The sequence below is a fragment of the Sanguibacter sp. Z1732 genome (genome assembly GCF_051020515.1).
Classification (GTDB): domain Bacteria; phylum Actinomycetota; class Actinomycetes; order Actinomycetales; family Beutenbergiaceae; genus CALKWS01.
Genome location: NZ_CP194857.1, coordinates 3,095,144 through 3,112,025, shown reverse-complemented (window position 1 = coordinate 3,112,025; position 16,882 = coordinate 3,095,144). Strand labels below are relative to the sequence as shown.

The following is a 16,882-nucleotide window of genomic DNA, read 5'->3' as shown; positions in this document are numbered from 1 at the left end:
ACCAACGCGAGCCCCCCGGGTACTCAGAAGCCCAGACGCTGTAACTGCTTGGGGTCACGCTGCCAGTCCTTGGCGACCTTCACGTGTAGGTCCAGGAACACCGCGGCACCCAGCAGCGCCTCGATCCCGGCCCTGGCCCGGGTGCCCACCTCGCGCAGGCGCGCACCCTTGGCACCGATCACGATGCCCTTCTGTGAGTCCCGCTCCACGAACAGGTTCACCCGCACATCCAGCAGGGCGCGACCATCCTTGGCCGGGCGGTCCCGTTGCACGATCTCCTCCACGACCACGGCCAGGGAGTGTGGCAACTCATCGCGCACCCCGTCCAGGGCGGCCTCGCGAACCAGTTCGGCGACCATCACCGAGTCGGGCTCGTCGGTCAGATCCCCGTCCGGGTACAGCGGGGGCGACGGCGGCAGGTGGGAGAACAGCACACCGGTCAGCACGTCGAGCTGGTGGTTGGCCAGCGCTGAGACCGGCACGATGTCGGCCCACGAACCGAGGTCGGCCACGGCAAGCAGGTGCTCGGTCAGCGCCGGCCTGCTGACCACGTCGGTCTTGGTCACCACGGCCACCACCGGGGTGGTGGCATCGGCGAGCTGCGCGGCGATGTACCGGTCCCCGGGCCCGATCGGTTGATCGGCGGGTAGACAGAAGACGATGAGATCCACCTGCGACAGGGTCTGCATCACCAGGTCGTTCAGGCGCTCCCCCAGCAGGGTGCGAGGGCGGTGCAGGCCCGGAGTGTCCACCAGGACCAGTTGGCCGTCCGCACGGTGCACGATGCCGCGGATGGTGTGCCGGGTGGTCTGAGGACGTCCGGAGGTGATCGCCACCTTGTGCCCCACCAGGGCGTTGGTGAGCGTGGACTTGCCCGCGTTCGGGCGTCCCACCACACAGGCGAAACCCGCCCGGTACTCGGGACTCGCCTGCTGCCCGCCCTGCCCCTGGTGAGGCGCCCGGGCGGACTCCTCTCCCGCCTTCGTCATGAGCCCTGCTCGGAGCGGCCCGGAACCGTGGGCCGTGAACCGAGGAAGGTGAGCAGCAACCGGCGCTGCAGGGCGAACATCTCCTTCTCCTCCTCCGGCTCGGCGTGGTCGTAGCCGAGCAGGTGCAGGATCCCGTGCGTGGTGAGCAGAAGCATCTCCTCATCGGCGGAGTGTCCTGCGGTGCGCGCTTGGTCGATGGCCACCTGCGGGCACAGCACCACCGATCCCAGGATGCCTTCGGAACTCGGTGTGCCGGGGCTACCGGGGCGCAGTTCATCCATCGGGAAGGCCAGGACGTCGGTGGCCCCGGTGGCGTCCATCCACCGCTCGTTCAACTCGGTCATCACCTCGGCGTCGACGAAGCGAACCTCGAGTTCGGCCTGGGGGTGAACATGCATCTCGTCGAGCACGAAGGTGGCCAGTGCCGCGAACTCGGACTCATCCACCGCGTGCGCGGACTCGTTGGCGACCTCGGTGCTCATCGTCGTCGTCCCTCCTGGGAATGGGCGCTGCGACGGTGCATCTCGCTACGGCGCAGGCCCTCGTCATAGCGCCCGTAGGCGTCGATGATGTCGGCCACCAACCGGTGCCGCACCACGTCCTTGCTGGACAGTCGGCAGAAGGCGACGTCGTCGATGTCGTCGAGGATCTCCTGCACCACGTGCAGTCCCGAGCGGGTGCCGTCGGGCAGGTCCACCTGGGTGACGTCACCGGTGACCACGATCGTGGAACCGAATCCCAGGCGGGTCAGGAACATCTTCATCTGCTCCGCGGAGGTGTTCTGGGCCTCGTCCAGGATGATGAAGGCATCGTTCAGCGTACGGCCACGCATATAGGCCAGCGGCGCCACCTCGATGGTGCCGGCCGCCATCAGCCGCGGGATGGACTCGGGGTCAAGCATGTCGTGCAGGGCGTCGTAGAGCGGGCGCAGGTACGGGTCGATCTTGTCGTTCAGGCTGCCGGGCAGGAATCCCAGCCGCTCCCCCGCCTCCACCGCGGGCCGGGTCAGCACGATCCGGTTCACCTGCTTGGCCTGCAGCGCCTGGACGGCCTTGGCCATCGCCAAGTAGGTCTTTCCGGTGCCGGCCGGCCCGATCCCGAACACCACCGTGTTGGCGTCGATGGCCTCCACGTACTGCTTCTGTCCCAGCGTCTTGGGCCGGATGGTGCGCCCGCGGCTGGACAGGATGTTCATGGTCAGCACCTCGGCGGGGCGTTCCATGGTCGCGGCGGTCAGGATCGTGATTGCCCGCTCCCACCGCGTCGGCGGTGAGCGGCTGGGCCGAGGAGGCGATCTGCGTCAGTTCATCGATGAGCCGCTTGGCCAGGTCCACATCGCCCTTGGGGCCACTGAGCGCGATCTGGTTCCCGCGCACGTGCACATCGAGGCCGGGGAACCCCTCCTCCACGGCACGGAGCACCTCATCTCGCTGACCGAGCAGGGCCACCATCGGGACGTGCGCCGGTACGGTGACCTCCTCGCGGACATGGCCGGGTTGCGGTTCAAGGGTGGGATCGGTCATGGGCCGGGCCGTCGCCCAGGGTCTCCTTGCTCGGACGGGGTCCACACATCGTGGGGACCGGACACTGCGGAGTCTACGAGATCGACCGATCCGGCCGTGGTCTGGCCCTCGGGTCAGCGTCCGGAGAAGCGGTCCCGCAGCCGTGAGAACATCCCGGAGCCGGCCGGGGCCAGCCGCCCCTGCGGGCGTTCCTCACCGCGCTCGGCGGCCAGGTCCTTGAGTAGCCCCTCCTGGGTCTCGTCCAGCCCGGTGGGCACCCTGACCTGGATGTGTACGTGCAGGTCACCGCGGCGGCCACCACTGCTGAGCACACCCACGCCCAGTCCGCGCAGGGTCAGGACCTCCTCGGGCTGGGTGCCGGCACGCACGTCGATGTCCTGGTCGCCGTCGAGGGTCTCGATGGTCAGCACCGTGCCCAGCGCCGCGGCCGTCATCGGCAGTTCCACCGTGCAGTGCAGATCGTTGCCGCGGCGGGTGAACGTCGGGTGGGACTTCTCCCGGATCTCCACGTACAGGTCACCAGGGGGTCCACCGCCCGGACCGGTCTCACCCTGACCGGTGAGTTTGATCCGGGTGCCCTCGTCCACCCCGGCGGGGATGTTGATGTTGATGGTGCGGCGGGAGCGGACGCGACCCTCGCCGGAGCACTCGGCGCACGGGTGCTCGATCACGGAGCCGAAGCCCTGGCAGGCCGCGCACGCCTGGCTGGTCATCACATTGCCGAGGAAGGAGCGGGCTACCCGCTGCACCGAACCGCGGCCCCCGCACATGTCACAGGTGCGCGGACCCGTCCCGGGCGCACAGCAGGTGCCGTGGCAGGTTTGACAGACCACGGCGGTGTCCACCTCGAGGTCCTTGGTCACCCCGAAGGTGGCCTCCTCCAGCGTGACGGTGACCCGCAGCAGCGCGTCCTGGCCGCGCCGGGCCCGCGGGGTGGGGCCACGCTGGCCGCCGCCACCGGCAGCGGCGGAGAAGAAGTCGAAGATGTCGGAGAACGGGAAGTCCCCACCGCCACCGCCGTTCATCCCACCCAGTCCGCCGGCGTCGTACTGGCGACGCTTGTCCGGATTGGACAGCACGTCATGGGCGGCGGCGATGTCCTTGAACTTCTCGGCACCATCCGCTCCGGCCACGTCGGGATGGTGCTGGCGCGCCAACTTACGGTAGGCGCGCTTGATCTCCTCGGTACTGGCGTCGCGTTCGACACCGAGAACGGCGTAGTAGTCGCTCACTGATCGCTTTCTTGACTCATCGACTCAGGCGGACAGGATCCTGGACAGGTAACGCGCCACGGCGCGGACCGTGGCCATCGTGGTGGGGTAATCCATGCGGGTCGGGCCCAGGACCCCCACCTGGGCGATCGCCTGGCTTCCGGTCCCACCGTAACCCCCCGCGACCACGGAGGTCTCGGACAGGTGCTCGGAGGAGGTCTCGCGACCGATCCGTACCGCCGGCGAGGCACCGGAGGCGTCCTCGGCCATCTCCGAGAGCAACCGCAACAGCACCACCTGCTCCTCCAGTGCCTCCAGGACCGGTGAGATGGTGCGGGTGAAGTCGGTGTCGGATCGGGCCAGGTTCGCCGTCCCGGCCATCACGATCCGATCCTCGACGTCCTCCCCGACGGTATCCAGCACCGCGCTCACCACCTCGGCGACCATGGCCCGCTCCTCGGGGTCGAAGACGTTCTCCAGATCGGTCAGTGCGCTGCGCAGCCCGGGCAGTTCCCGGCCGGCACCCAGGGCGTTGATCCGGGCCCGCAGTTCCCCGAGCACCGCCGCATCCATCGCCTCGGGCATCGCCACCATGCGCTGTTCCACGCGCCCGGTGTCGGTGATGATGACCACCATCAACCGGGTAGCCGAGACGGGGATCAGTTCGACGTGGCGCAGGGCCGACCGGCGCAGAGAGGGGTATTGCACCACGGCCACCTGCTGGGTGAACTGGGCGAGCAGTCGCACGCTGCGCTCCAGCACGTCGTCGAGGTCCACCGCGCCCTCGAGGAAACCGGCGATGGCACGGCGCTCAGCCACCGATAGGGGCTTGAGCGCGGCGATCTGATCCACGAAGAACCGGTAACCCTTGTCGGTGGGGATCCGGCCGGCCGAGGTGTGCGGCTGGGCGATGTAGCCACCGTCCTCCAGCGCCGCCATGTCATTGCGGATCGTCGCCGGTGACACGCCGAGGTTGTGCCGTTCCACGAGGTTGCGGGACCCGACCGGCTCACGGGATCGCACGTAGTCCTGCACGATCGCGCGCAGTACCTCCAGTTGACGTTCCGAACTCATCCCGGGCCTCCTCTCCGCGTGGTCCCTCATCATGCGCCTCATGGTCGGCACCGGCGCCCCGAGGGCCCTTGGTGCCGTGATCGACCGCCACCGGCGGCAGTGTGGATCAGCACTCACCGGTTTCGAGTGCCAATTCTACGCGTCGCTGCGCCGAATACCCCAGCGATGTGCGTAGCCTCACCCGGATGAGCCCTTCGCAGTATCCAGGATTCGATCGTTACGGCACCGACGTGCTCTCCGCCGACCCCCACCCGGTCGCCGCACCGGTGCCCAAGGTCCCGGCCCAGGTGGGCCTGGTGGTGGAGGACGCCGAGACAGGCTTCACCGGTGCGGTGGTGCGGGTGGAGAAGTCCGGCGGGATGGTCGTGGTGGTACTGGCCGACCGGCACGAGAAGGAGCGGGCGTTCCGGCTCGGGCCCGGGTTCTGGGTGGACGGTAAGCCGGTGCACCTGGTCCTCCCACCGGCCAGTGCTCGGACTACCCGGGCCCGCACCGCCTCGGGTTCTCGCGCCGTGACCGGCGCCCGGGCTCGGGTGGCCCGGGCTTCCCGGATCTGGGTGGAGGGACGCCACGACGCTGAACTGATCGAGAAGGTCTGGGGCGAGGACCTGCGCCTGGAGGGAGTCGTCGTGGAGATGCTCGACGGCGTGGATCACCTTGCCCGCGCCGCAGCCGACTTCGCGCCCGGTCCGCACCGGCGCCTGGGGGTGCTGGTGGACCATCTGGTGCCGGGATCGAAGGAGTCCCGGATAGCGGCCGAGGCGATGCGCGCATGCGGCGCGCAGAACCTGCTGGTGCTGGGGCACCCGTACGTGGACGTGTGGCAGGCGGTCAAGCCCGCCCGGCTCGGGCTGACCCAGTGGCCCTCGGTGCCACGGGGCGTCGACATCAAGGTCGGCACCCTGACGGCACTGGGTTGGCCGGCCGAGACCCAGGCCGATGTCGCGCTGGCTGGAAACGCATCCTGGGCCGGGTGCGGTCCTACCAGGACCTGGAGCCGGCACTGCTGGGCCGGGTGGAGGAACTGGTCGACTTCGTCAGCGCAGGTCCCCAATGACGGGCGCTCAGCCGCGGAACAGGGTGAACACCCAGTAGCCGATCAGCACCCCGGCCGGGCCCGCCGCGGCGATCAGCACGCTGCGCCGCACCACCGCACCGGCCTGCCAACTCAGCACGGCGGCCGCCGCGATCAGCACCACGATGGCCGCCGAGACCACCGGGGGCCACGCGCCCAGCCCCACGATCGCGGCCAGGCCCAGGACCAGCCCGATCAGGATCGGCATCAGCATCCACGCCGCTTGCTCCGGGACTTCCGGACCGGACCGTTCCTGATCCGCACCGGAGGGTTGGGCAGCGCCCGCGTCACCGGGTGCGCCATCGGGCCGGGACGGTGCGCCGATGACGCCGGTCGTTGCCTCACCGGGTCCGGGCGCCAACGTCTGGTCGTCGCCGGCGTAGCCGGGACCGGGCGACTCGCCGGCCTCGGGCGGTTGCACCGGATCGATCCGGAAACCGCCCTCGGCGGCGGTGGGGTAGGCCGAGCGCAGCGGCGGGGCGGCAGCGTAGTCGCCGACGGGCCAGGGCCCTCCCGGCTCGCCCGGTTCCCCGGTGCCGGCACCGGGTGGAGGAGTGGTGGGGGTCGGCGCGGTCGGTGCGGTGGGCCCGGCCGGCTGCCCGGCCGACGGTTGCGTCGGCGGCACACCCGGCTGGTTCGTCGACCGCTCGGCCGGCTCGACCGGATCGGCCGGCGTCGGCGCTTCCTGAGTCATCCCACCCACCTGTCGTCGCTGGTCATGGCCAGAATAGGCCACCCCGGCGGCATCACTGCGGCGCAGTTCGTCCCAGGCGTGCCCCTCAGCCCAGCACGCGATGCACCACCGAGTCGGCCAGCAGCCGGCCCCGCACGGTCAGGACGAGCATCCCCTGGCGCGCCGGGAGTTTCTGGGCGAGGCCCTCGGCCACCAGCCCCTCCAGCACCGCGCTATCGGTCACCGGGAAGCCCTGGGCCAGACGCACCCCCAGCAGGACCTCCTCGGCCCGGCGCTGGGGAGCGGACAGGTGCTCCTGACCGGCCACCGGGAGACGTCCGGCCTCGACTGCTGCGGCATAGGGGCGCGGGTGCTTCAGGTTCCACCACCGCTGTCCCCCGATGTGGCTGTGGGCACCCGGGCCGACCCCCCACCAGTCCTGCGAGCGCCAATAGGCGATGTTGTGCCGGCACTGCTGGGAGGCGCCGCGGGACCAGTTGGAGATCTCGTACCACTCATACCCTGCCCGGGTGAGCATCGCCGAGGCGAGTTCGTACTTGTCCGCTTCGTCGTCGTCGTCGGGCATCGACAGTTCCCCGCGCCGCACCTGCGTGGCCATCCTGGTACCGGGTTCGACCACGAGTGCGTAGGCGGAGACGTGGTCCGGGGCCATCGCGATGGCCACGCGCAGGCTCTCCTCCCAGTCCGCCAGCGACTCCCCTGGAGTGCCGTAGATCAGGTCCAGCGAGACCGACAGCCCGGCCTGGCGCGCCCAGGCCACCGCCTCGGGCACGCGGGCCGGGTCATGGGTGCGGTCCAGGGTGGCAAGAACATGCGGGACGGCGGACTGCATCCCGAAGGAGACGCGGGTGAACCCGGCTCCGGCGAGTTCGGCCAGCGCCTGCGGGGTGACGGAGTCGGGGTTGGCCTCGGTGGTGATCTCGGCATCGGGGGCCAGGGACCACGCCTGCCGAACCGCCTGCAGCATCGCCACCAGATCGGCCGCCGGTAGCAGCGTGGGGGTCCCGCCGCCGAAGAAGACGGTGCGGACCTCTCGGGCGGGGATCCTGGCGGCGTCCATGGCGGCCCGGGCCAGGTCGATCTCGGCGATCGCGGTCCCGGCGTAGGCGTCCTGGCTGGCCCCGCCGCCCAGCTCGGTGGCGGTGTAGGTGTTGAAGTCGCAGTATCCGCAGCGCACGGCGCAGAACGGGATGTGCAGGTACACACCGAAGTCCCGGTCGGCTGAGCCGGTTGCTGCCCCGGCCAGGTCCAGCTCGTGGCTGCGCTCCGTACTCACCTGCGGGTGCCGATCGGGGGTCAGTCCGAACCGCCGTCGGAGGTGAGCGCGGCCACGAACGCCTCTTGCGGGATCTCCACCCGGCCGATGTTCTTCATCCGCTTCTTCCCCTCCTTCTGGCGTTCGAGGAGTTTGCGTTTGCGGGAGATGTCGCCCCCGTAACACTTGGCGAGCACGTCCTTGCGCATCGCGCGCACGGTCTCCCGGGCGATGATGCGTGAGCCGATCGCGGCCTGAATGGGCACCTCGAACTGCTGGCGCGGGATGAGTTCCTTGAGTTTGCCGGTCATCATCACCCCGTAGGCGTAGGCCTTGTCCCGGTGCACGATCGCACTGAACGCATCGACCTGCTCCCCCTGCAGCAGGATGTCGACCTTGACCAGGTCCGCGTCCTGCTCCCCCGGACATCTCGTAATCCAGGGAGGCGTAGCCACGGGTCCGGGACTTCAGTTGGTCGAAGAAGTCGAAGATGATCTCTCCCAGGGGCAACTCGTACCGCAGTTCCACGCGCTCGGGTGAGAGGTAGTCCATGCCCTGCATCACCCCGCGCCGGCCCTGGCACAGTTCCATCACCGCTCCGACGAACTCGGTGGGGGTAAGCACGGTGGCGGCCACCATGGGTTCGGTGACGGTGTTGACCTTCCCGGCCGGGAACTCACTGGGGTTGGTCACCTCGACCTGCGTGCCGTCCTCCATCGTCACCTGGTAGATGACGTTCGGGGTGGTGGCGATCAGGTCCAGGTTGAACTCGCGCTCCAGCCGCTCCCGCACGATCTCCAGGTGCAACAGGCCCAGGAATCCGCACCGGAACCCGAAGCCCAGGGCCACCGACGTCTCGGGCTCGTAGCCCAGCGCGGCGTCGTTGAGTTTGAGTTTGTCCAGCGCATCGCGCAGCGTCGGATAGTCCGATCCGTCGATCGGGTACAGCCCGGAGAACACCATCGGGCGTGGGTCGCGGTAGCCGCCCAGGGACTCCGTGGCCGGGTTCGCCGCATTGGTGACGGTGTCACCCACCCGGGCCTGGCGCACATCCTTGGCACCGGTGATCAGGTAGCCCACCTCACCCACGCCCAGTCCCTTGGATGCGGTCGGGTCCGGGGAGATGACGCCGATCTCCTGCAGTTCATGGGACTGCCCGGTGGACATCATCTGGACCTTCTGGCCAGGGGTCAGGTGCCCGTCCACCATCCGCACATAGGTGACCACACCGCGGTAGGTGTCATAGATCGAGTCGAAGATCATCGCCCGGGCCGGCGCCTCGGAGGACCCCTGGGGGGCGGGCACCTGGGCCACGATCTGGTCGAGCAGGTCCGTCACCCCCACACCGGTCTTGCCCGAGACCTGCAGGCAATCCTCCGGCTCGCCGCCGATCAGGCCGGCGAGTTCCTCGGCGAAGCGTTCCGGCTGCGCGGCGGGCAGGTCGATCTTGTTCAGCACCGGGATGATGACCAGGTCGTGCTCCATCGCCATGTACAGGTTCGCCAGGGTCTGGGCCTCGATCCCCTGGGCCGCGTCGACCAGCAGGATCGCGCCCTCACAGGCGGCCAGAGAACGGGAGACCTCGTAGGAGAAGTCCACGTGCCCGGGGGTGTCGATCATGTTCAGGGCGTAAGCGCGTTCGCCCACCTGCCAGGGCATCCGCACCGCCTGGGACTTGATGGTGATACCGCGTTCGCGTTCGATATCCATCCGGTCCAGGTACTGGGCGCGCATCAGGCGTTCCTCCACCACGCCGGTGTTCTGCAGCATCCGGTCGGCCAGGGTCGACTTCCCGTGGTCGATGTGGGCGATGATGCAGAAGTTGCGCAGCAGTTCCGGTGCCGTCGTGGACGGCTGGATCAGCGCGGATGCATCGGCGGAAGCGATCGGGGACACCTGCTGGTCTTTCGGTCGGTTGGTGGGGCTGTGCCCTATCGTCCCACGTCCGGTGGGTACGGGCTGTCCGCCGGGCGTGGCCGGGTTACGCCCGTGGTGAGCTCGGCTCGTTGTCGGCGGCTCTCATCAGGCATCATCGTGACCATGTCTTCCCTGCCGGAACACCTGAGCATGCTGGCCAAGGGCGTGGGCCAGCTCCTGGCGCTGCCGACCAAGATCCTGTTGGTGATGGCCACCGTCGTGCTCGTGGTGCTGGGCCTGCTCGTGGTGGTCTTCGTGACCTCCGGTCACGCCGGGACGGCGGGCACCGTGGCTTGGGTGACGATCTGGGTGCTGTTGGTGCTGCCGGTGCTCCTGCTCGCGCGGAGACGGCGCCGCTGGCTCGCCCGGACCACCGAGACCGGCACCACACACCAGGTGATCCTGCCCGGGCCCTCCGAGTCCACCGATCTCGCGCCGGTGGACCTGACCGCACGGATCTCGGAGGACATGCGCGGCCGGCCGGGACAGGAGGACGTGCAGGTCCTCTTCGACGCCGTCAACGAGTCCCGGGCTCCGGGTTCGGGTCGTGGCGCCGGCGCGCGAGTGACGCGTGTCTTCAGCCTCGGGCGGCTCTCCCCGGTGGGCCGGGCACTGGCCGCCATCGATCGCGCCCAGCGGGCCCTGCTCACCGCCGCCGGTGGCACCGCCGGCGCCCCGTACCTCAAGGACGACCTGCGCCTCACCGTGGCGTCCCTGTTCGGGACGATGCTGGCCATCCCGCTCGGGGCGCTGGCCCTGATCGTCCTGGCCCTGGTGCTGCTCACCCAGTAGCGCTGCTGCTCCCCTGCCCGGGAGCACCGCTGACACGGGAGCGCCGGCCGGGTCACCCCTCGATGGTGATGTGCACCTGCACCTGCTGACTCGAGGCACCACCGCCGGCCACCACACCCCGCAGCGGCGCCACGTCGTCGTACTCCCGGCCCCGGCCCACGATCACGTGGTGGGGCCCGGTGGGGATGGAGTTGGTGGGGTCGAACCCGAACCAGTCCCCGCACCAGTACTCCACCCAGGCGTGTGACTCCGCGGCCACCGTCTCCCCTACCCGAGCGGTCTCGGCGGAGGGGTGCAGGTAGCCGGACACGTACCGGGTGGGGATGCCCAGGTGGCGCAGCGCGCCCGCGGCCAGGTGCGCCAGATCCTGGCACACACCCTTGCGCTCGGCCCAGGCCTCCGCGGCCCAGGTGTGCACCCCGGTGACCCCGGTGACGTACTCCATCTGCTCCCGCAGCGCCAGGCAGACTGCCTCCGCCGCCGCCCCCGGGGCGGCGGTCCCGGCCGCGTCGGTGGCCAGGGCCTGCAGATCCTCCGGGATCCTGGTGCTCGGGGTGGACATCAGGAACTCCGTCATCCGGTCCTGCAGGTCCGGCGCCCTCAAGGTCTCCCAGCCGGCTCCGCCCGAGCGGCCCTGCAGGGGGCTGAGCTCGACCCGCGCCCGGGCCAGCACGCCCAGTTCGGTGTGCGGGGTGAGCGCCTCGAAACTGAGCACCGCGGTGCCGAAGTAGTCCCGGTACTCCGACCGGAAGGTGCACGGGTCGGCCGCGATGTCGGTCTCCAGCACGGTCTGCCCGGGCAGGGTCAGCGGCCGCATCCGCACCTCGTTGTAGGAGGCGGTGACGGCCCGCTCATACGTGATCGTGGTGCGGTGCTCGATCAACAAGGTGGTCCTGGTCGAGGTAGGTGCCGGAGCCTGGGAACTCACAGTTGCCCTCCGATCCACTCATCGTCGGTTGCCGAGGGGAAGAACTTCACCCGGATGGCGTCGCTGGCCTCCGAACACCCCTGCTGGACGCGCTGCATCTGCTCGGGCAGGTTGTGCAGCAGTGCCAGCAGCGGCTGGTACTCCAGGTCTGAGCGCACCCGGCCCAGGGTGCGGCGGGCGTCGGCCTCGCTGCGGTGGTGCACCTCGCTGGTGTCCAGCCGGGCGAGGCACCGCTCGGCGGTCTCCAGGGCGTACAGCACCGAGCGCGGGAAGAGCCGGTCCAACAGCAGGAACTCCGCGGCCAGGGAGTCGGAGTCACGGCCCCGGTAGGTGCGCAGGAACACCTCGTAGGCCCCGCAGGAGCGCAGCAGGGTGGTCCAGTCCGGCGCGGACGGCCCGGCCACCGCTCGGGTACTGATCAGCCGCGCGGTCATGTCGGCCCGTTCGATGCTGCGTCCGAGGAGGAAGAACTGGAAGGTCTCATCGCGCCGGGTGGCCGCGTCGGTGATACCACCCACCACCGCCGCCCGCTCGCGCACCCAGCTGAAGAACTGATGGGAGGTGGAGGTCCCGATCATCTGCGGGAGTGCGTTCCAGGTGGAGTTCAGGGCCTCCCACAACTCCGAGGAGAGGGAGTCCCGGGCCCGGCGGGCATTCTCCCGGGCCGCGGCCAGGGCACCGGCGCAGGAACTGGGTGAGGCCTGGTCGTAGGCCAGCCTGGAGAGCACGTCGAAGCGGGTGACCTGGGACTCGCCTGCTTCCAGGCCCATCACCCCCAGCAGTGAGCGCAGCGCCAGGTCGTCATCGATCCAGGCGTCCTCGAGCAGGTGCTGCAAATAGGCGTCCACGATCCGGGAGGTGTCGTCGGCGCGCTCGACGTACCGCCCGATCCAGAACAGGGACTCAGCGATCCGGGAGAGCATCAGCCACCCACCTCTGTCGCCAGCGGGAACGAGCGAGCACCGGGCGCATCCGACGTCTGTTGTTGCTGTCGGGCCTGAGCGGTCAGGAAGCCGTCGGTCGGATTGGCGTCCCGTGCCACCCCCGGGGGCGCGGGCTGGGAGTCGGACCGGGTCCACTCCGGTAGGTCGGAGGTGCGGGCCAGGGGGCGCTGCTCACCCAGCACCCAGGTGTCCTTCGACCCACCGCCCTGGGAGGAGTTGACCACCAGCTGCCCTTCGGCCAGGGCCACCCGGGTGAGCCCGCCGGGCAGGACCCACACGTCAGTCCCGTCGTTGACCGCGAACGGGCGCAGATCCACGTGGCGCGGGCGCAGGGCGTCACTTGCCAGGGTGGGCACCGTGGACAACTGCACCACCGGCTGGGCGATCCAGCCGCGCGGGTCGGCCTGCAGTTGCCTGCGGGCGGCGTCCAGTTCCGCCGCGTCGGCGTCGGGTCCGATCAGGATGCCCTTGCCGCCGGAGCCGTCGACCGGTTTGACCACCAGCTCGTCCAGGCGGTCCAGCACCTCGGCCAGTGCCTCGGGTTCCTCCAGCCGCCAGGTGTCCACGTTGGGCAGCAGCACCTCTTCGCCGAGGTAGTACCGGATCAGGTCGGGAATGTAGGTGTAGACGAGTTTGTCGTCGGCCACCCCGGTGCCTACCGCGTTGGCGATGGTGACGCTGCCGGCGCGGGCCGCGCCCATCAACCCCGGCACACCCAGCATGGAGTCGGGCCGGAAGGTCACCGGATCCACGAAGTCGTCGTCGATGCGGCGGTAGATCACATCCACCCGCCGGCGGCCCCCGGTGGTGCGCATGTACACCTTGTCCCCGGCGCAGTACAGGTCCCGGCCCTCCACCAGCTCCACACCCATCAGGCGGGCCAGCAGGGAGTGCTCGAAGTAGGCGCTGTTGTACACCCCCGGGGTCAGCACCACCACCACCGGGTCCTCCGCCCCGGCCGGGGCGGCGGCGGACAGCGCGGCCAGTAGCCGGCGGGGGTAATCGGCGACCTGGTTGATCCGCATCCGCGCGAACAACTCGGGGAAGGTCTGTGCCATCGCGCGCCGGTTGGAGAGCACGTAACTGACCCCGGAGGGCACCCGGGCGTTGTCCTCCAGCACCCGCCACCCGGTCGCCGCATCACGCACCACGTCGATGCCGGCGACGTGCACACGCACTCCGTTGGCAGGCTGGATCCCGCGGGCGGCGCGGTGGAAGTGCGCCGAGGAGACGATCAGCCGGCGCGGGATGACTCCGTCGGTGACGGCACGCTGATCGTTGTAGATGTCATCCAGCAGCGCCTCCAGGGCGCGGACCCGCTGGGCGATCCCGGGAGCCAGGTGGTCCCACTCGGCGGCATCGATCACCCGGGGCACCGCGTCCAGGGGGAAGGGCCGTTCCACACCGCCGACGTCGAAGGTGACGCCCTGGTTCAGGTAGGAGCGGGCCAGGGTGTCGGCGCGCCGGCGCAACTCCTCGGCGTCCAGCGCACCCACGGTGTCGTGCACGTGCCGGTAGGGCTTGCGCACCTGCAAGCCGTCCTCGAACATCTCATCCCAGGCCGTGCCGTCGGGGTAGCCGTCGAACAGATCTGCCATGGTTTCGACGGTAGCGCGCTCGCGCCGTTCGCGCGGCCCGGTCGGCCCCACCACCGGATCGCCGCCGGTCAGGCCGGCACCCCAATCCACGCCGGCGCACTCATCCGGGTCCGCACGCGCCCGCGCCCGGAACCCACCCTCATCGAGGTTGGACCGGGGTGGCCGCGTACTGGCGACGGATCAGCGGTTCGGCCGCTACACCACTGACGTGCTCCTCCTGCACCTGCCAGGTCTGGCGGTCGCCGGTCAGGGACCAGGCCGCCTGGACAGCGGCACCGGTGGCCACGTACTCCCCAGGTTCGGGCACCGATACCGGCAGCCCGAGTACCTGGGCGGCTACGACCTGCACCGCCGGGTTCTGGGCCGCGCCCCCGATGAGTTTCACCCGCCGGGCGTCCACGCCCTGGCCGCGTACGGCGTCGATCCCGTCGGCCAACCCGCACAGCAGGCCCTCCACCGCTGCCCTGGCCATGCACTGGCGGGTGGTGGAGGCCGGCGTCATCCCGTACAGGGTGGCCGTGGCATCGGGCAGGTTCGGGGTGCGCTCACCCTCGAAGTAGGGGCGCAGCACCAAGCCGTGGGAGCCGGGCGGGGCCGCCAGGGCCAGTCGCCCGAGCCCTTCATAGCCGACGTCGAGCAAACTGGCGATCACGTCCAGCACCCGGGCGGCGTTCATCGTGGCGATCAGCGGCAGGTAGGCGCCGGCGGCGTCGGCGAACCCGGCCACGGTGCCGGTGGCATCGTCTGCGCGACGGTGTCCGAGACCGCGCAGACCACCCCGGAGGTGCCGATCGAGACGATCACATCACCGGTACGAGCCCCCAGCCCCAGCGCCGAGCCGGCATTGTCTCCGCACCCGGGTCCCACGGTGAGCCCCTCGGGGATCGGTTCGTGACCGGCGGTGACGCCCACCGCCTCCCCGGCCGCCGCGATCCGGGGCAGTACCACCTCGGAGGCGTCCCGGCGCAGCGCCCGGGAGAGCAGGTCGAGGTCGTAGTCCCCGGCCGGGGTGACGTACCCGGTGCCGGAGGCGTCGGAGTGGTCGGTGGTCAGCGCGCCAAGGTCCGGGTTGTCCGGCCCGAATCCGCGCAGCCGCCAGGTGAGCCAGTCGTGGGGCAGCGCCACCGCCGCCACCCGGGCGGCGTTCTCGGGCTCGGCATCGGCCAGCCAGCGCAGTTTGGTGATGGTGAAGGAGGCCACCGGCACCAATCCCGTGCGGCGCGCGAACTCGGCCGCGCCGACCTCCTCGGTCAGGTCGGCCGCGGCCCCGGCGCTGCGGGTGTCGTTCCACAGCAGCGCGTCCCGGATCACCCGGCCGCCCGCATCCAGGGCGACCATGCCGTGCTGCTGGGCACCCACCGAGATCGCGGCCACGTCGGCCAGCCCACCGGCGTCGGCCACCGCGGCCAGCAGCGCCTGCCACCAGGCCTCGGGGTCCACCTCGGTGCCGTCGGGATGGGTGGCGCGGCCCTGCCGGACCAGGGTCCCGTCGTCGGCGTCTCGGATCACCACCTTGCAGGACTGGGTGGAGGAGTCCACCCCGGCCACGAGTCGGCGCCGGCTCATCACGACCTCAGCGCGCGCCGAGCAGGTGCTCGGTGACGAGCTGCTGCAGCCGCACGAACCCGGCGCCACGGCCACCGAAGTAGGCGTCGGCGTCGAAGTTCTCCCAGGCACTGGCATCGGTCAGGAGGTCCTGGACGGACTCCCCCTGCCCCAGCGTCGGTGTGGCCAGCTCGTTGACCTTGGCCTGCGCCAGCGCCTCGGCGACCTCCGGGTCGGCGCGGAAGGCGGTGGCGCGCTCCTTCAGGATCAGGTAGTTGACCATGTTCGCCCGCACCGAGTCCCACACGCCGGTGTAGTCCTCGGTCCTGGACGGCTTGTAGTCGAAGTGGCGCGGCCCGGTGTAGGCCTGGCCCCCGTCCGGCGAACCGTTCTCCAGCAGGTCCACCAGGGAGAAGGCGTTGTACAGGTCGCCGTGGGCGAAGACCAGGTCCTGGTCGTACTTGATGCTGCGCTGGCCGTTGAGGTCGATGTGGAAGAGTTTGCCGTGGTCCAGGGCCTGAGCGACACCGGCGGTGAAGTTCAGACCGGCCATCTGCTCGTGACCCACCTCGGGGTTGATCCCGACCAGGTCGGGGTGTTCCAGGGTGGCGATGAAGGCCATCGCGTGCCCCAGGGTGGGCAGCAGGATGTCACCGCGAGGCTCGTTCGGCTTGGGCTCCAACGCGAAGCGGATGTCATAGCCCTGCTCCTGCACGTAGGAGGTCAGCAGGTTCATCCCCTCCCGGTAACGCGCCATCGCCGACTGCACGTCCTTGGCGGCGTCGTACTCGGCGCCCTCGCGCCCGCCCCACAGCACATAGGTCTGCGCGCCGAGCTCGGCGGCCAGGTCGATGTTGCGCAGCACCTTGCGCAGGGCGTAACGACGCACCTCACGGTCGTTGTTGGTGAGGCCGCCATCCTTGAACACCGGGGCGCTGAACAGGTTCGTGGTGACCATCGGGATCACCAGCCCCGTGGCAGCCAGCGCCTCCTTCAGGCGGTCGATCTGCTTCTGCCGCTCGGCGTCGGTGGAGCCGAAGGCGAACAGGTCATCGTCATGGAAGGTCATCCCGTACGCGCCGTAGGAGGCGAGTTTCTCCACCGCCTCCACCACGTCCAGGTCCGGACGGGTCGGACCACCGAAGGGGTCAGTGCCGGTCCATCCGATCGTCCACAGTCCGAAGGAGAACTTGTCTTCTTTGTGGGGGTGGGCAGCGCCATTGCGGTTCCTTCCTGAGGCTTTTGTTGTTGACCACAACCTATCAGGTGTGCGGCGGTGCGGGTAGCCTGAGCGACAGATCTGGCCGGCCGGTTCCGAACCGGTAGGTCCTGACCGA

The 16,882-nt window shown here is 70.0% G+C and carries 11 protein-coding genes and 4 pseudogenes; 2 read left to right on the top strand and 13 right to left on the bottom strand.

Annotated features, from left to right (window positions below):
- Positions 1 to 23: 23 nt before the first annotated feature.
- From era to hrcA, 5 genes and pseudogenes are all read right to left on the bottom strand, one after another.
- The gene (era, locus tag ACRRRO_RS16315) at positions 24 to 989 is read right to left on the bottom strand and encodes a GTPase Era (RefSeq protein ID WP_424786199.1); all 966 of its coding nucleotides are present in this window, start codon (positions 987 to 989) and stop codon (positions 24 to 26) included.
- Complete coding sequence (gene ybeY, locus ACRRRO_RS16310) at positions 986 to 1,471, bottom strand: rRNA maturation RNase YbeY (RefSeq protein WP_424786200.1); 486 nt, start codon at positions 1,469 to 1,471, stop codon at positions 986 to 988. The genes era and ybeY overlap by 4 nt, the downstream gene beginning before the upstream one ends.
- Positions 1,468 to 2,512: pseudogene (locus ACRRRO_RS16305) on the bottom strand (PhoH family protein). Before ACRRRO_RS16305 ends, ybeY begins: the two are co-directional and overlap by 4 nt.
- Before the next feature lie 113 nt (positions 2,513 to 2,625).
- Positions 2,626 to 3,744 (bottom strand): molecular chaperone DnaJ, encoded by a 1,119-nt coding sequence (gene dnaJ / locus ACRRRO_RS16300; protein ID WP_424795974.1) that lies wholly within the window; start codon positions 3,742 to 3,744, stop codon positions 2,626 to 2,628.
- Positions 3,745 to 3,768: 24 nt separating this feature from the next.
- Entirely contained in the window at positions 3,769 to 4,797 is a 1,029-nt protein-coding gene (gene hrcA / locus ACRRRO_RS16295) for a heat-inducible transcriptional repressor HrcA (RefSeq protein WP_424795973.1), read from the bottom strand.
- Between the two features lie 185 nt (positions 4,798 to 4,982).
- Between hrcA and ACRRRO_RS16290 the strand changes: the two are divergent.
- Positions 4,983 to 5,854, top strand: a pseudogene (locus ACRRRO_RS16290) (DUF3097 domain-containing protein).
- A 7-nt stretch (positions 5,855 to 5,861) separates the two neighbouring features.
- Here ACRRRO_RS16290 and ACRRRO_RS16285 read toward each other — a convergent pair.
- The 3 genes and pseudogenes from ACRRRO_RS16285 to lepA all read right to left on the bottom strand — a co-directional run bounded on the left by ACRRRO_RS16285 (position 5,862) and on the right by lepA (position 9,717).
- On the bottom strand, positions 5,862 to 6,566 hold the full coding sequence (locus ACRRRO_RS16285; RefSeq protein ID WP_424795971.1) for a hypothetical protein: 705 nt from the start codon (positions 6,564 to 6,566) through the stop codon (positions 5,862 to 5,864).
- Positions 6,567 to 6,651: 85 nt separating this feature from the next.
- A complete protein-coding gene (gene hemW / locus ACRRRO_RS16280) occupies positions 6,652 to 7,770 on the bottom strand; it encodes a radical SAM family heme chaperone HemW (RefSeq protein ID WP_434081596.1) in 1,119 nt (372 codons plus the stop codon).
- 92 nt (positions 7,771 to 7,862) lie between these two features.
- A pseudogene (gene lepA, locus ACRRRO_RS16275) lies at positions 7,863 to 9,717 on the bottom strand (translation elongation factor 4).
- Between the two features lie 144 nt (positions 9,718 to 9,861).
- Here lepA and ACRRRO_RS16270 point away from each other — a divergent pair.
- Positions 9,862 to 10,530 (top strand): hypothetical protein, encoded by a 669-nt coding sequence (locus ACRRRO_RS16270; protein ID WP_424795968.1) that lies wholly within the window; start codon positions 9,862 to 9,864, stop codon positions 10,528 to 10,530.
- A 52-nt stretch (positions 10,531 to 10,582) separates the two neighbouring features.
- Here ACRRRO_RS16270 and ACRRRO_RS16265 read toward each other — a convergent pair whose 3' ends face one another.
- The 5 genes and pseudogenes from ACRRRO_RS16265 to xylA form a co-directional block, all read right to left on the bottom strand.
- Positions 10,583 to 11,458, bottom strand: coding sequence for a transglutaminase family protein (locus ACRRRO_RS16265; RefSeq protein ID WP_424795967.1), 876 nt, complete (start codon positions 11,456 to 11,458; stop codon positions 10,583 to 10,585).
- Complete coding sequence (locus ACRRRO_RS16260) at positions 11,455 to 12,381, bottom strand: alpha-E domain-containing protein (RefSeq protein ID WP_424795966.1); 927 nt, start codon at positions 12,379 to 12,381, stop codon at positions 11,455 to 11,457. Before ACRRRO_RS16260 ends, ACRRRO_RS16265 begins: the two co-directional genes overlap by 4 nt.
- On the bottom strand, positions 12,381 to 14,000 hold the full coding sequence (locus tag ACRRRO_RS16255) for a circularly permuted type 2 ATP-grasp protein (RefSeq protein ID WP_424795965.1): 1,620 nt from the start codon (positions 13,998 to 14,000) through the stop codon (positions 12,381 to 12,383). Before ACRRRO_RS16255 ends, ACRRRO_RS16260 begins: the two co-directional genes overlap by 1 nt.
- A gap of 139 nt (positions 14,001 to 14,139) precedes the next feature.
- Positions 14,140 to 15,566 (bottom strand): annotated as a pseudogene (locus ACRRRO_RS16250) (xylulokinase).
- 7 nt (positions 15,567 to 15,573) lie between these two features.
- Positions 15,574 to 16,803: a xylose isomerase gene (xylA, locus tag ACRRRO_RS16245; protein WP_434080585.1), complete on the bottom strand. Its 1,230-nt coding sequence runs from the start codon at positions 16,801 to 16,803 to the stop codon at positions 15,574 to 15,576.
- Positions 16,804 to 16,882 lie beyond the last annotated feature (79 nt).